Source organism: Paenibacillus sp. FSL M7-1414 (assembly GCF_038003195.1).
GTDB lineage: Bacteria > Bacillota > Bacilli > Paenibacillales > Paenibacillaceae > Paenibacillus > Paenibacillus amylolyticus.
The window spans coordinates 1,628,993-1,643,401 of the sequence record NZ_JBBOOS010000001.1; the positions used below are offsets into that span (position 1 = coordinate 1,628,993).

Annotated in this window: 11 protein-coding genes; 5 read left to right on the top strand and 6 right to left on the bottom strand. The window is 47.3% G+C overall.

Annotated elements, in window-relative coordinates:
• The first annotated feature begins 318 nt into the window (after positions 1-318).
• The 3 genes from MHH92_RS07295 (at position 319) to MHH92_RS07305 (ending at position 3,335) form a co-directional block, all read left to right on the top strand.
• Positions 319-1,716, top strand: a complete 1,398-nt coding sequence (locus tag MHH92_RS07295; RefSeq protein ID WP_340902893.1) for an L-cystine transporter — start codon at positions 319-321, stop codon at positions 1,714-1,716.
• A gap of 378 nt (positions 1,717-2,094) precedes the next feature.
• Positions 2,095-2,778, top strand: coding sequence for a queuosine precursor transporter (locus MHH92_RS07300; RefSeq protein ID WP_017689950.1), 684 nt, complete (start codon positions 2,095-2,097; stop codon positions 2,776-2,778).
• 203 nt (positions 2,779-2,981) lie between these two features.
• Complete coding sequence (locus MHH92_RS07305; protein ID WP_340902895.1) at positions 2,982-3,335, top strand: hypothetical protein; 354 nt, start codon at positions 2,982-2,984, stop codon at positions 3,333-3,335.
• A gap of 246 nt (positions 3,336-3,581) precedes the next feature.
• Here MHH92_RS07305 and MHH92_RS07310 read toward each other — a convergent pair whose 3' ends face one another.
• Positions 3,582-4,670 carry a M24 family metallopeptidase gene (locus MHH92_RS07310; protein WP_340902897.1) on the bottom strand — a complete coding sequence of 363 codons (1,089 nt, stop codon included), beginning with the start codon at positions 4,668-4,670 and terminating at the stop codon, positions 3,582-3,584.
• A 261-nt stretch (positions 4,671-4,931) separates the two neighbouring features.
• Here MHH92_RS07310 and MHH92_RS07315 point away from each other — a divergent pair, with 261 nt between their 5' ends.
• Positions 4,932-6,143, top strand: coding sequence for a PQQ-dependent sugar dehydrogenase (locus MHH92_RS07315; protein ID WP_340902898.1), 1,212 nt, complete (start codon positions 4,932-4,934; stop codon positions 6,141-6,143).
• A gap of 578 nt (positions 6,144-6,721) precedes the next feature.
• Here MHH92_RS07315 and MHH92_RS07320 read toward each other — a convergent pair.
• The gene (locus tag MHH92_RS07320) at positions 6,722-7,453 is read right to left on the bottom strand and encodes an MBL fold metallo-hydrolase (protein WP_340902900.1); all 732 of its coding nucleotides are present in this window, start codon (positions 7,451-7,453) and stop codon (positions 6,722-6,724) included.
• Positions 7,454-7,509: 56 nt separating this feature from the next.
• Positions 7,510-8,052 (bottom strand): hypothetical protein, encoded by a 543-nt coding sequence (locus MHH92_RS07325; protein ID WP_340902903.1) that lies wholly within the window; start codon positions 8,050-8,052, stop codon positions 7,510-7,512.
• Positions 8,053-8,156: 104 nt separating this feature from the next.
• On the opposite strand from MHH92_RS07325, the gene MHH92_RS07330 reads away from it, so the two are divergent.
• Positions 8,157-9,020 carry an SDR family oxidoreductase gene (locus MHH92_RS07330; RefSeq protein WP_340902905.1) on the top strand — a complete coding sequence of 288 codons (864 nt, stop codon included), beginning with the start codon at positions 8,157-8,159 and terminating at the stop codon, positions 9,018-9,020.
• 47 nt (positions 9,021-9,067) lie between these two features.
• Here MHH92_RS07330 and thrS read toward each other — a convergent pair whose 3' ends face one another.
• The 3 genes from thrS to MHH92_RS07345 form a co-directional block, all read right to left on the bottom strand.
• On the bottom strand, positions 9,068-11,068 hold the full coding sequence (gene thrS / locus MHH92_RS07335) for a threonine--tRNA ligase (protein WP_340902906.1): 2,001 nt from the start codon (positions 11,066-11,068) through the stop codon (positions 9,068-9,070).
• Positions 11,069-11,539: 471 nt separating this feature from the next.
• Positions 11,540-13,300: a sensor histidine kinase gene (locus tag MHH92_RS07340; RefSeq protein WP_340902908.1), complete on the bottom strand. Its 1,761-nt coding sequence runs from the start codon at positions 13,298-13,300 to the stop codon at positions 11,540-11,542.
• Positions 13,297-14,058 carry a response regulator transcription factor gene (locus MHH92_RS07345; RefSeq protein ID WP_340902909.1) on the bottom strand — a complete coding sequence of 254 codons (762 nt, stop codon included), beginning with the start codon at positions 14,056-14,058 and terminating at the stop codon, positions 13,297-13,299. The genes MHH92_RS07340 and MHH92_RS07345 overlap by 4 nt, the downstream gene beginning before the upstream one ends.
• Positions 14,059-14,409 lie beyond the last annotated feature (351 nt).

The following is a 14,409-nucleotide window of genomic DNA, read 5'->3' on the forward strand; positions in this document are numbered from 1 at the left end:
GTCGCTTTTCCGTAATCATAAGACCTATCTACCAATGAAGAAAGACCTAAATTAAACGTTGAGAAAACTTGGGAATAAGCGGATATACCTATATTACAAAATTAACCGGAGGTTGAATAGAACAATTTTCACGATTTGGTGTATTTTTTTCAGAAATACATGAATCTGTTACATGCATATTACATAATATCAATTAATACCTACCAGAATAGTTTGTTATATGGTATATTGTAAAATGTCTTTGTTGGAAGTACAAAAGATAGAAAAGAAAACCGGATATTTTCCGGTTACACACATGCCTGAGGAGGATTTAAAGAAATGGATACTTTTCTAGTCATATTGAATGTAGTGGTTATGCTTGCCTTACTTGGCATCCTCTACTGGATGCAGAAAAAGCATATCTCCTTTACGAAACGCGTATTTGCGGGTCTGGGACTGGGGGTTGTTTACGGGGTTATTCTCCAATTGGTGTACACATCAGGTTCTGATGTAGTTACGAAATCAGTCGATTGGTTCAATCTGGTCGGTTCAGGATATGTTCGTTTGTTGCAAATGGTCGTGATCCCATTGATCATGGTGTCGATCATCTCGGCCATTATGAATCTGAAGGGCAAGCAAAATCTCGGCAAGATGAGTGTTTCCATTATTGCCATTCTGTTGATCACCACAGCCATTGCTGCCGGGGTCAGCATTGTGACCAGTCTGGGCTTCAACCTGACTTCCATTGAGATTCAAGGAGGAGACCGGGAGAATGCGCAGATTCAGAAGGTGGAGGAACGGCTTGTTGATGTGAAGGATCAGACCATCCCGCAGCAAGTGCTGGAATTCATTCCTTCGAATCCATTTGCAGATATGACAGGAGAACGTCGTACATCCACACTGGCGGTGGTTATCTTCTCCGCGTTTATCGGTGTAGCCGTACTTGGACTGGATCGCAAAAAACCTGAGCAGGCGGAGACGTTCCGCGGTATGGTTAATGCGGTATATGCGGTGGTTATGCGAATTGTTACACTGGTGCTGAGGCTTACGCCTTACGGGATTTTAGCACTGATTACAAAGGTAACGGCGACAACGAATGCGGAAGAGATATTAAAGCTCATCAAATTCGTGATTGCGTCTTATATCGCGCTGGCGATCATGTTTATTATTCATCTGATTATTATCTCTCTGTCCGGCTTCAACCCGGTTACGTATTTGAAGAAGGTGCTGCCAACACTGGTATTTGCCTTTACGTCCCGTTCAAGTGCAGCGGCGATCCCGCTGAATGTGGAGACACAGACGAAGAAACTCGGCGTATCGGACGGTATTGCGAACCTGTCTGCAAGCTTTGGGGCTACGATTGGGCAAAACGGCTGCGCCGGGATCTATCCGGCCATGCTGGCGGTAATGATTGCTCCGACGGTCGGAATCGACCCGCTGAGCTGGGACTTCATTGTGACTTTGATCCTCGTAGTCATGATCAGTTCGTTTGGTGTGGCTGGCGTTGGCGGCGGGGCAACCTTCGCTTCCCTGATCGTATTGTCCACCATGAATCTGCCTGTGGCTCTGGTTGGACTGCTCATTTCCGTGGAGCCGCTGATCGACATGGGTCGTACAGCGCTTAACGTGAACGGGTCAATGACATCAGGACTCGTGACGAGCAGAATTTTGAAGGAAAACGATCGGGACACGTTTAACGATCAGAGCCGTGAGCTGGATTCTGCGGCTCAGGCTTAATACAGAATGGATTAGATAGAAGCTCACATTAAGATAGCTAGAGCCGTCTACAAATCAAGTGAGAAAAGCCGTCCTTCGGAGGAATCTGGAGGGCGGTTTTTTTTTTTGCGGAAATCAAACTATGCTGTGCACGGTGTGTGAAGCCGTCTTCTTTTTCTATACACGGTGTAAGGCAAGGAAGTACAAAAACAGTCGTATGGTCGAGAGTGACAGAGGAGAAATATAGAAGGGATCATATTCACTCAGGCAGACTTGGAGTTATTTAGTTCTGTTCATGGGACGAGAAATGTGATAGAGTATTCATGTTTTGGCCCTGAGCCAAACCGCGGTTCGTAACCATCCCGCGTAATCAAAACTAGGAAGGCAGTGTATGTATTTATGTTTAACTTAGGGTGGGGAGCAGTTTTTGTTCTCGTAACTTATGGATTTTTCCTGCTGTGTTACCGCTTGTTCGGTAAAAAAGGTCTCTATGCCTGGATTGGTGTCGCTACGGTTATAGCCAACATTCAGGTGACCAAAACGATAGATATCATGGGTATCGTACTGACGTTAGGCAACACGATGTATGTCAGCATGTATCTGACCAGTGATCTGCTCAATGAGAAATATGGACCAGGTGAGGCACGCAAAGCCGTATGGTTCGGATTCTTCACGCTCATCATGACGACGGTTCTGATGCAGATGGTGTTGTTCTTTGACCCGGCACCAACGGACTTTGCACAGGAATCCATGGCGAAGCTGTTCGGTCTGCTGCCACGTCTGGCACTCGGAAGTCTGACGGCGTACTTCATCAGTCAGTTCCTGGATGTTCGATTATACTCCTGGCTGCGCAAGGTGGCCCCAGGGCGCAATCAGTTGTGGATACGCACCAACGGTAGTTCGATCATCAGTTCATTCGTGGATACACTGGTGTTCTGCACGATCGCATTTGCGTTCATCTATCCTTGGGATGTTTGGCTGGAAATCTTCCTGACTACGTATATTATCAAATTTGTATTAACTGCAGTCGGAACGCCGTTTCTGTATGCTGCACGCAGCTTTAAGTTTAAGGATGAAGCTTAGAGAATATTCAAAGAGTATCACTTAAAATTACCCTCTGCGCAGTCCATTGTAATTCGGACTCTGCAAGGGTTTTTTTCATAGAAAAGACCCGAAACAAGAAAAATCCTTTTTACATTTTTATGAAAAAGTTATAATATAAACGACCTGTCGTTATGAGCGTGTATCATTAGCCAACGATGATTTCAACCAAAGGGGAATCGCACATGTACTCTACACTGCGTTATACACTGGAAAGCAATGGCACAACCTACGAGAATGATAGCATTAATGCCTCATTATTGGTGGAGTTGATCTCCAATCTGGAATTGCATGAATACGTAGTACTTAAACCTTCGGAGCTGGTGGAGGGAAGTATGTATATGCAGGCTGCTGCGCTTGAGGAACCAGGGCAAATGGTGGCGGAGATTCGTTTGCAGGAAGGCGAGGACGGTTTCCGGCATTACAGCTACAGCACAACAGATACAACTGGGATTATTCAATGGTTTCTGGATTACTGGGGGAAGCAACAGTTGCCACAGCTGGAGTCTTGGCAGGATATCACGCATGAGTTTGACTAATGGTAAATGAGTGAGCAGGAATAAGATTACGTAGAATGCAGACGGAGTAATTTAGGATATGCTTTGTATTAATTAAAATCCCGCAACCCATGATATTCATGGATTCGCGGGATTTTTGCGTTCGCGTGTGTACTTTATATTATTGAAGATACAGTTCAGCACAGTTTCGTGTAGTTTAGTTCATGATGCACAATATCGGCTGAGCATTGATGTATCTGGGCTATTTTTGACATAGATCCAATTGGATTAGTCGGTAAGGATTTGCAGCTCTTTTGGATATGTTGTCAGAACTTCGACACCCGTCTCGGTCACAATTACATCATCCTCGATACGAACGCCGCCTGCTGCGGTATATATGCCCGGTTCAATCGTGAATACGGTACCTTCATTCAGGATGTCCATATTCTCTCCATGGAGAGAAGGATACTCATGCACGTCAATACCCAATCCATGGCCTACTCTATGCATAAAACGTTCGCCGTATCCCGCTTCTTCCGTGATCTGGCGTGCTGCACGATCCACTTCGGCGCAGGTAATGCCTGGTTTCACGATTTGGATAGCAGCTTCGTTCGCTGCGAGCACAGTGTTATAGATGGTTTTGAGTTCAGGTGAGATATCACCAAAAGCGAATGTACGCGTGATATCCGAGGCATATCCTCCAGCATACACACCCATGTCAAACATCAACAGGTCACCATGTTGCAGTTTCCGTTCACCCGGTGTGCCGTGTGGCAGACCTGTTTTGGGTCCCGTGAGCACCATGGTATCAAAGGAAGGGCCGTCAGCACCCAGCTTTTTCATCTGATACTCCATCTCGGCGACAAGTTCGATCTCGGTTACGCCTGTGCGAACATGAGAGAGGCCTTGACGAAGAGTTTCTTCAATTAGATGAATAGCGTGGCGAATGCGGGCTACCTCATCAGGTGTTTTTTTTACACGCAATGTGCGAAGCAGGGGGCCAACATCTTCAAAGCTGGCAGCACCCAGCGCGGCGGTCAGTTGCTCATAACGTGCGACTGTCACGTATTCTTTTTCGAGACCTACTCGGCCCAAGCGCCCCTGATAACGATCAAACAAAGCGTATGGATTATCAGTATCCGTGTGAGTGGCAATATTGGATACCGAGGAAGCGGCTGCGGCAGCTTCAGCGTCCAGGGCGGGTACAATCAATAATGGTTCTTCGCCACGTGCGAGAACCAGACCGAGGAAGCGTTCATGCGGATTACTTGCAAATCCAGTTAAATAGTAGATATGTTTCGGATCTGTGATCAGCATGGCGTCCAATCCTTGCCCGGACAGATCGGCTTCAAGACGAGATAAAGGGTTTTGATTCATAAGTGTAGTTGTCCACCTTTCCATTCAGACTATCCTTCTATTATAAAAGATTATGATGGAATTCCAAACTGCGGTGATTTCATGTCCTCGGAATCCCTTGAATTCTCGGTTTAAGTGGCTGGTATGAAGGGTAATACAGGGCGAAACCGCTTTACACATGAATAATAACACCACAACTATAGATAGCAATACGTTAACAATACGTTGAATCTTGGCTTAGTTATTTATACAAAAGAACGATATACGAAGGGAGATGTAATCATGAATAATCGAGTAAACGTTCCGCTGTATGCTTCATTATTAAGTGTGGCACTGTTAACAGCGTCATGTTCTTCAGGCGAACCCTTTACGGGAGGAACAGAGCAGTCGTCTCAGGGACAGGGAACCGGTCAGGGACAGACAGCCAACGGAGGCAATACCAGTGCAAGTGGAAATGAGAGTGGAGCGCAGGGAGAGACGGTTATTCCGTATCAGGCTTCCGTTCTGGTTGAAGGACTGAATGCACCATGGGAGATTGTGAGTGTGCCTGATGGTCGGATGTTTGTAACGGAGCGCCCTGGTGCAATTCGGGTCATTGAGGATGGAAAACTGGCCTCTGAACCACTGATTGAATTCTCAGCTCCGTTTAATGAAGAAGGTGAAGGAGGTCTGTTGGGTCTTGCAGCTGATCCGGACTTTGAGGAGAACGGTTACTTGTATGCATACCACTCCTATGTCGAAGGCGACGACATTGCCAATCGGGTGTTACGCCTCAAGGTGAATGATGGCAAAGCGGTCATAGATCAAGAGCTGCTTGGTAACATTCCAGGCGGGACAAATCATAATGGTGGGCGGATCAAGATTGGCCCGGACAAGTTGCTCTATATCACGACAGGTGAACGTTATGAACCGGAACTGTCACAGAACAAAGATAGCCTTGGAGGTAAAATATTGCGGATAGGTCTCGACGGATCGATCCCGGCAGACAACCCATGGCCGAAATCACCTGTATACAGTATGGGACACCGCAACGCACAGGGACTGGCCTGGAACCCGGACAACGGTTATCTCTATGCCACTGAGCATGGTCAGCGTAATCATGATGAGATCAACCGGATTGTAGCTGGTGAGAATTATGGCTGGCCTGAGGTGGAGGGAGACAACGATGACAATGGCGCATATCAGGCTCCGCTTGCACATAGTGGGAATGATACATGGGCGCCGTCTGGTGTAGCTTTTGTTGAGGAAGGACCTTGGGCTGGATCACTGATTGCTGCGAATCTGCGTGGAGAGCAGTTGCTGAAGGTTACTCTTTCGGAAGATGGCACACAGGTGGAGAAGGTGGAACCCATCTTCGAAGATGAATGGGGCCGGATTCGTAATGTGAGTGCTGGCGAGGACGGAAAGTTGTACGTGCTTACGAACAATCGGGATGGACGGGGATCGCCACGAGATGGAGATGACAAGCTGATTGTCCTTACTCCGAAGAGTTGAGTCGGGGGCAGGGGAGAGAAAATTAGTGTTGCAGGACAGCGTCGAACCGAACTCGTCTCGCCGTAAGGTAGTGGATGGAGTAAGTTTAAAACGAACGGTTGCCGCTTATCTTGAGCCAAAGCCCTGAAGTGCCCTGAATCTGAATCGCTCTAAATAAAATTTCTCTAACGAACCTGACGCACCTTAAATAGAGGTTTGGTGGCGTTCATAGTATATAACGAACCTCAGTCACGTTATATCGCCAAAATTCACTAGAAACCTGCCGAAAAACCAATGAAATGAGTAACTAAGGTATCTGGAGTTCGTTAGAAAATACTGATACTCAAAATACTGCGTATAGGGTGTCTGAGATTCGTTACAAAACAACACCAGTGCAGTAGAGTAGTAGAAGTGCGTGATTAATTAATTAAAGGAGCTGTCCCCGTCAAATTCATGACTTATGGGACAGCTCCTTGATTGTAATGTATGTGTCATCCTAATCTTGAATGAGCAACAACGCACAATGCCGCACGAAGAGAAACAACGTTAACAGGATGCTTGTGTCATTCCCAAAATACTCACAGCTCCGCGTTCTTTACTTACTCTGCGCTCTCCGCAAGTGTGGCAATACGCTGAGCCGGATCATTCATGTACTCTCCACCGTGATAACAGAGAACCTTATTGAGCTTAAGGTCGGTCAGTTTCTTCAGGCTTCGCAGCGCTTCAGGCATGTCCGGTGTCGCTTGTGGTGCAGGGCCAACCAGTTCATCATCGACCACACGAAGTTCATCGGCAGCGAGCAGGAACTGTTGCTCCCCGAAATACAGGCAGATATGACCTGGTGTATGTCCCGGTGTATGAATGACCTGTGTACCACCTTGAAGGGGTAACAAGTCTCCGTCCGCCAGAGTTCTACTAATGTTCACTTCAGGCAGCTGCAAGAGCAGTTGGTCTGCCAGTGCCAAAACGGGCGCGGGCAGCAGAGCACGACGTTCAGGCGTGAACTTGATCAAAGGTTTCTCACCGGTTAGATATGGAATCTCATCGGCATGTGCCCAGATTTCCAGATCAGGGATGGCATCCAGCAGAGCTCCCAAGTTACCGATATGATCGATGTCCTGATGAGTAATAATCACACGTTTGACGTCCGAGAGCTGTACGCCCTCTTGTTCCAATGCGGATTGAAGTTCTGCAAATTGTCCGATCATGCCTGTATCCACCAAGGTAACGCCATCTACATCACGAAGCATGACGGGGAATATGGGGCTGTTCCCGGAAGGTGTGGGAATCTGAAGATTTAGCACAGTAATTGAAGTTGTTGGATCGCTCATGGTTATCCGGACCGTAGTCCGGTACACCTCCTTTTCTTTTTTAGCGATGATTGTTGTTATTCAGGGGGATTATATTTTAAGTGTTTTCTATATTTTTTTACCGTATGGAGCAGTGCTTCGAACGTTTCTTCTTCATTACTGCCGTCCTTAACGATGGTGACAAATGAGAAATTATCATGAACAAGTTTGTTCCTCGTCTGAAACACCAGACTAAGGGCTTCAGCGAAGTTTTCTTTTTCGGGTTCCAGAGCAATGAACTCTTTACTCAGTTCGGCCTGAATAATCTCCATGTTGGAGCGTGCACGGTAGGCAGGAGTTTTCATCAGCTGAGTCGAATTAAACTTTTTCTGATATACGTCTCTGTACAGTTGATGTAACATTTGTTCAATAATGGCGCATAGTTCGATGACCAGTGAAGCATATCTTCGGTTTTTACGTTTTCGGGTGAGCTCACGTGTTTCTTCTTTGTCCAAAATACCGTATTTTTCATACAGCGTAGAATCAACGTTCTGCAAGATTTCCTGATATTCCTGTTCGAGTAGTGCGATTTCAAGTTTGGCTTGTTTTTTAACTTTTTTAAAATCCTCTTTGGTCAGCATACTTGTCCTCCCATGGAAACCGAGATGTGATCCTATCATTATCTCATATTGTCCGTCGTCGCGCCTCTAATTTCGGAACCTCAGGTTCAGAAGGGAAGTACCTCATGTCCAATCAGACAGCAATTGTAACAGGAGCTAACTCAGGTATGGGGTTGGCAACCACCATTGAACTTGCAAGGCAAGGATATCGCGTAATTATGGCATGCCGCAGTGAGAAGCGCGGACAGGAGGCTCTTCAGGAAGCTGTGCGTCAGTCCGGTTCTTCTGCGATTGAAATGATGCTGTGTGACCTGGGTTCACTCGAAAGTATACGCCAGTTTGCCGGCACATTCCGCGAGCGTCATGATCACCTTGACGTTCTGGTTAATAATGCGGGGGTAGTGATGGTTAAGCGGAAGGAAACCTCAGACGGGTTCGAACAAAGTATCGGTATTAACCATCTGGGACATTTCCTGCTGACCTTACTTTTGATAGAACCTCTGAAAGCTGCGAAGCAGGGACGGGTTGTGAACGTTTCGTCAGGTGCCTACAAGGCCGGCAAAATCCACTTCGAAGATCCACATCTGCACAAAGGTTATAATCCGATCAAAAGTTATGCTCAATCCAAACTGGCGAACGTGCTGTTCACTCGTGCACTGGCTAGCAAACTGTCAGGTACGTCTGTCACAGTGAACTGTCTACACCCTGGTGCGGTGGGAACGAGTATTGGCGTAGATCGCAATACCGGATTTGGCACACGCATTATGGCGTTTGCAGGTAAACTTCCATTCTTTCTGTCCCCTGAAGAAGGGGCGCGAACGGCTGTTTATCTGGCCACAAGCCCTGAAGTCGTCGGCATCACCGGTCGTTACTTCTATCAACAGAAAGAGCAGCAGCTGAAGGCACATGCCGTTGACGATGCTTCAGCTGAGCGTTTCTGGACGTGGAGCGAAGAACAGGTGGGGCTAAGAGATGACGAGAAGTTGTAATTCAGCACAAGCTGATGAGTGACTCATGAATAGAGTCGTTACATATTTTATACTTTTGCCTTCACAGCTTGTTGGATCATTTCAATAACAGCTTCAATACGTTGAATGCCTTGATCTCCCTGACCGTATGCACGGACAGAGGCGGATGAGGCATTTTTCTCATTCTCACCAAGCACGAGCGAATAAGGCACTTTTTCCATCTGGGATTCACGGATTTTGTACCCGAGCTTCTCGCTGCGCAGATCTGTTTCTACCCGAATGCCCGCAGCACGGAGTTGGCTCTGTACTTGGAGTGCATAGTCTGCATAATGATCTGACACAGGTAGGAGCTTCACTTGTACAGGTGCGAGCCAGAGTGGGAACGCTCCTGCATAGTGCTCAGTCAGGATACCGATGAAACGATCGATCGAACCATAGATGGCACGATGGATCACGACCGGACGGTGTTTCAGGCTATCCTCGCCAATGTAAGTGAGGTCGAATTTCTCCGGCATTTGAAAATCAAGCTGGATTGTTCCGCACTGCCAGCTGCGCTTCAGCGCATCGAGGATATGAAAGTCAATTTTCGGTCCATAAAAGGCACCGTCCCCTTCGTTAATGCGATACTCCACGCCCCGACGATCTAGTACATTTTGCAATGCGCGTTCCGCTTGATCCCACAGCTCTTCCGATCCCATGGAATCTTCCGGACGAGTGGACAATTCAATCTTATATTCGAATCCAAAGATATCGTACATACGTCCGATCAGTGAGATCGCCTGATTGATCTCGTCCTCGATCTGCTCTGGCATGACGTAGAGATGGGCATCATCCTGGCAGAATGTCCGCACACGCATCATGCCGTTCAGGGCACCTGAGAATTCATGACGGTGAACCTGACCAAATTCCATCATGCGAATTGGTAATTCGCGATAGGAATGAAGTGTGTTTTTGAAGATCAGCATATGCCCAGGGCAGTTCATCGGTTTCAGTGCAAAAGTGGCATCGTCCACTTCCGAGAAATACATATTGTCCTTGTAATGCTCCCAGTGACCGGATTGCTCCCACAGACGATTGTTCATCATGAGAGGAGTCCGAACCTCCTGATAACCTTCCTGTAATTGTAGCTCACGGGAGAATTGCTCCAGTTCAGTGCGAACAGTCATGCCTTTGGGCAGATAAAAGGGCATGCCGGGAGCTTCTTCGGAGAACATGAACAGTTCAAGCTCTTTGCCAAGTTTACGGTGATCTCGTTTCTTCGCTTCTTCGAGCATGTGCAGATGTTCATCCAGTTGGGCTTTGTTCGGGAAAGCAGTGCCGTAGATGCGTTGTAGCATCTTATTATCCGAGTTACCCCGCCAGTACGCACCAGCCACATTCAGCAGCTTGAACGCTTTGATTCGACCAGTGGATGGAAGATGTGGACCGCGACACAGATCGAAGAACTCTCCTTGATCATAGATTGAAAGTTCGGCGCCCTCTGGCAAATCCTGAATGAGTTCAAGCTTGTAGGGGTCCTGGATCTCTCCGAAAATACGGAGGGCTTCCTCCCGGTTAACGACCCGGCGACTGATCTTATGATTCTCCTGAATGATTTTGTTCATTTCCCGCTCAATGGCAGCCAGATCACTGATGGACAAGGCATGCTCCAGATCAACATCGTAATAGAATCCATCTTCAATGACTGGGCCGATACCCAGTTTCACTTGCTCTGCACCGTAGATGCGTTTGAGCGCCTGTGCCAGCACATGTGCTGCACTGTGACGATAACGATACAGACCTTCCGCACTGTCCAAAGTAACGATAACAAGTTCGCAATCTTGCTGGAGCACCCAATCGAGATCGACATTTTGACCATCTACAATACCGCCGATAGCCTGTTTCCCAAGACTTGTGCTGATAGATGAGGCAACCGCACCTACAGTGATGCCTGCTTCGTATGAACGTACCGCGCCACCTTGCAGACGGACCTCAATGGAATGACTGGATGGTTGAAATCCATTTGCTTGGTTGTTTATTTCGTTACCTGATTTGTTGCTTGCTGAGTTACTGTTTTCTTGTTTGCTCATCTGAACCACTCTCCATTTCTTAAAATGAAAGCGCAAAAAACACCCGTCCCGGAAAAGGGACGAGTGCGCTTGGCTCGTGGTTCCACCCTAATTTTGGTTATGGTGCACCCTGCTCTCGGCCAGCCGCCGGAACAGAAAACATCATAACCCTCATTGGAATCCGTTATCGGGGATCAGGCGGTGAACTCTACTGGCAGCATGCCAAACATCCGAAGGAAGTTCGAAATGCTGAGGTTCGAGGTCACGGCTGCAGAGGGGTAATTCCGGTTCGTTCGCTGAAGAAGGTTTCACCAATCCCCTCTCTCTCTGGGCAGCACGCAAACGAAATCATGTCTCTGGTCATCGCCAAATATGTTAGATCAACTCATCAGATGATCCTGAAATGTGTTGTGTTCATTATCAATATATTGGAACAGGTGTTATTGAGTGTCGATTATATAGACTGAAAATGGAAAGGTCAAGCGGAACATTTTAATTGGTTTCGGACGGCCCATCCCATATTAAGCGAATGATCGTTCCTTCACCAGGGGTGGACTGTACCTCAATACGACCATTCATGGCTTCGATCAAACCTTTGGTTACCGCCATGCCCAGCCCTGATCCAACGTCCGATGTACCTGTATCTGTACCGCGATAGTATCGTTCAAATAACTTCCATACCGTCTCGGAGTCCATGCCTCTTCCATTATCGGCAAACTGAATGCTGAACTCATCAGCGTGTTCACCAGAATGCACACTGACAACCAGGATGGACTCGGGCGGATTATGAAGAAGGGCATTGGCGGTCAGATTATCCACAATTCGTTCAAACGACGGAATATGGACAAGTCCATACACAGGCACTTCGGAAGGTTGGAATAGGATGCGACCTTCTCCATATGCCGGATTCCGTTCAGCGCGCTGGATCAGATCACGGAGCAACGTATTTACGTCAGTCTCTTCCACCACAGGTTGATATCCTCCACTGCGTAATCGATAGGTCATGGCAAGGTCGTTAACAAGCCTGTCCATGTACATGGACTTATCGAGCATTATGCCTGCGAATTCCCTGACTTCCTCCGCGGTCCAGCTATACTTATCCGCCTCAAGCATATGAGCATATCCCTGAATGGAGGAGAGGGGTGTCTTCAGGTCATGTGTTATGCCAGCAATCCACTCCTCCCGCAGAGAATCGGTCTGTTTCCGAAGTTCTTCATCTTGCTTCAAAGTGTGAGACAGGGCCTGCATGGAGCGAAGCACTTCAGCATACACGTTGTATTTTCGCTTCCACTTTCCGTTACGACGCTGACTGCGAGGCACTCCAAAGGCTCCGGTAGGTTCCTCGTAATGTCCTCGTTCCAGACGCTGTAACCATTGGAGCATATGCAGCATGGGTGAACCGAATCGGTTGGCATACCAGAAGGCAAGCAAAATGAGCAGAATGATGATGGATACAATCAATACGACCAATGCCGGTTCCAGAATAAAATTGTAGGGGTTCTGATCACTGTTCACCGCCGGATCAACAGGGATGCTAATCAGCCAAGTGGTTTCACTCTGTTCGTCGTACCACGTTGCAACAGACAGGCCAGATCGACTCGGATAGCGAACTTGCAGAACGAGTTCCTGAATGGTGTATTCGGTCGGTACGCCCATGGTTGGTTTGTTGAAGGAAGAAATTTCACGTCCTGACGGGTCCAATATTTGAAGATAAGCATTGGCAGTACGAAGGGCCTCCTGTTGGTTGGGCTGAAGATTAAGATTCCCTTTGGTAAAAGCAAGATCTGAACGAATGTTATTCATTAAGGACTTGGCCGGGTTACGCTCACCATATAACAAGGTAAAATCCTTTCCGTTCTTCTCCCGGATCAGCATGGCGATCTGATAAGGGAACGGCTTCTGGCTTTCCCAGTATGCAATCAATTCCCCCGGTTTATAGTGAGAAGGAACATCGGCGGGTGTGTGATATTCATCAATGGCGTTGCCTTGTTCGTCAAGAACTTGGAGCCAGCCTTGATTTTTATCCACTTGCTTTAGCAATTCAGGGTCATACCGGATGGTATTATCCGGCAGGATTTCTGCTGTACTAATCAATTGGTCCAGACCATTGGCAGCAAAATCATCTACCAGATTCACTTCATTTACCTTTTGCACGACCCAGTAAGTGGCTACAGACCCAAGCAGGATGATAAGAACGACTGCACCGGCAAGCATCCCGATAAACCGGGTCATTAACCTGCGCCGAATACTCATGATCGTGACACATGTTCCGGCTGAATCAATTTGTAACCCAGACCCCGGACATTTACGAGAAACACCGGATTGGAAGGATCGGCTTCAATACGCTCCCGAATGCGGTGAATATGAACCATCACGGTATTGTCATCACTAATGGCTTCAGAGCCCCAGACCCGTTCATATAGATCTGATTTGGTGAAAATACGATTGGGATGTTTGCAGAAAAAGAGCAGTAGTTGAAACACAAGTGCCGGACAGGATACGGATTCTCCTTCAACCCGAAGCTCACCCGCCCATTCCAGCACCTGGAATCGTCCAAAGTCGTACACGCCTTCCGATGTGCTGGGAGATGACGTATTTACGTTAGATGGGACGTGGTCTGAGATCGCTGCGGTTTTAGAAGGTAAATAACGCTTCAGTAATGATTTAATTCGAGCAACGACTTCCAGCGGATTAAAGGGTTTGGCGACATAATCGTCGCCACCAACGGCGAATCCGGTTAATTTGTCATAATCGGTTGTTTTGGCCGTTAGAAACAGGATAGGCGCATCGGTGATTTGCCGTAGAAAAGGACAGATTTCCAGTCCACTTTTGCCAGGAAGCATGATGTCGAGCACGATGCAATGATACGTCTTGTTGTTGCATGCCTCCATGGCAGCTTCGCCTGTTGTAACGGTATCAATATCGAGAAACTGCTCTTTGAGCAGAACGGTTTTGAGCATATGCAGAATAGCCTGTTCATCATCCACAAGCAGTAATGAGACGTTATCCATAGTTTAAAATTGACCTCCTGATCCTTCCGTTGTGTGTATTGCTAATCATACCATCCAAGAGGGCTGTATAACGTATGAGCTATCTTAACGGAATCTTAATTATACAGCCTCAAAAGGCGTTGCAAGTTTAACTACATGTAAGATGGGGTTAGACGAAGGATAAGACTCATTCTGTACACTTAACTGGAAAGTATAACGATTAGGGCGTGTCTAAAAACTCCGAAGGAAGCAGATTTTGTCGAATTTTCGTTCCAAGCAAGGAAATTTTCCGCAGGCGTGCCGGGGCACGTCAAGGGAAATTGACGCAGCAGGGGGCGAAAAGGCGGTAAAAGATGCACTTCAGCGAGTTTT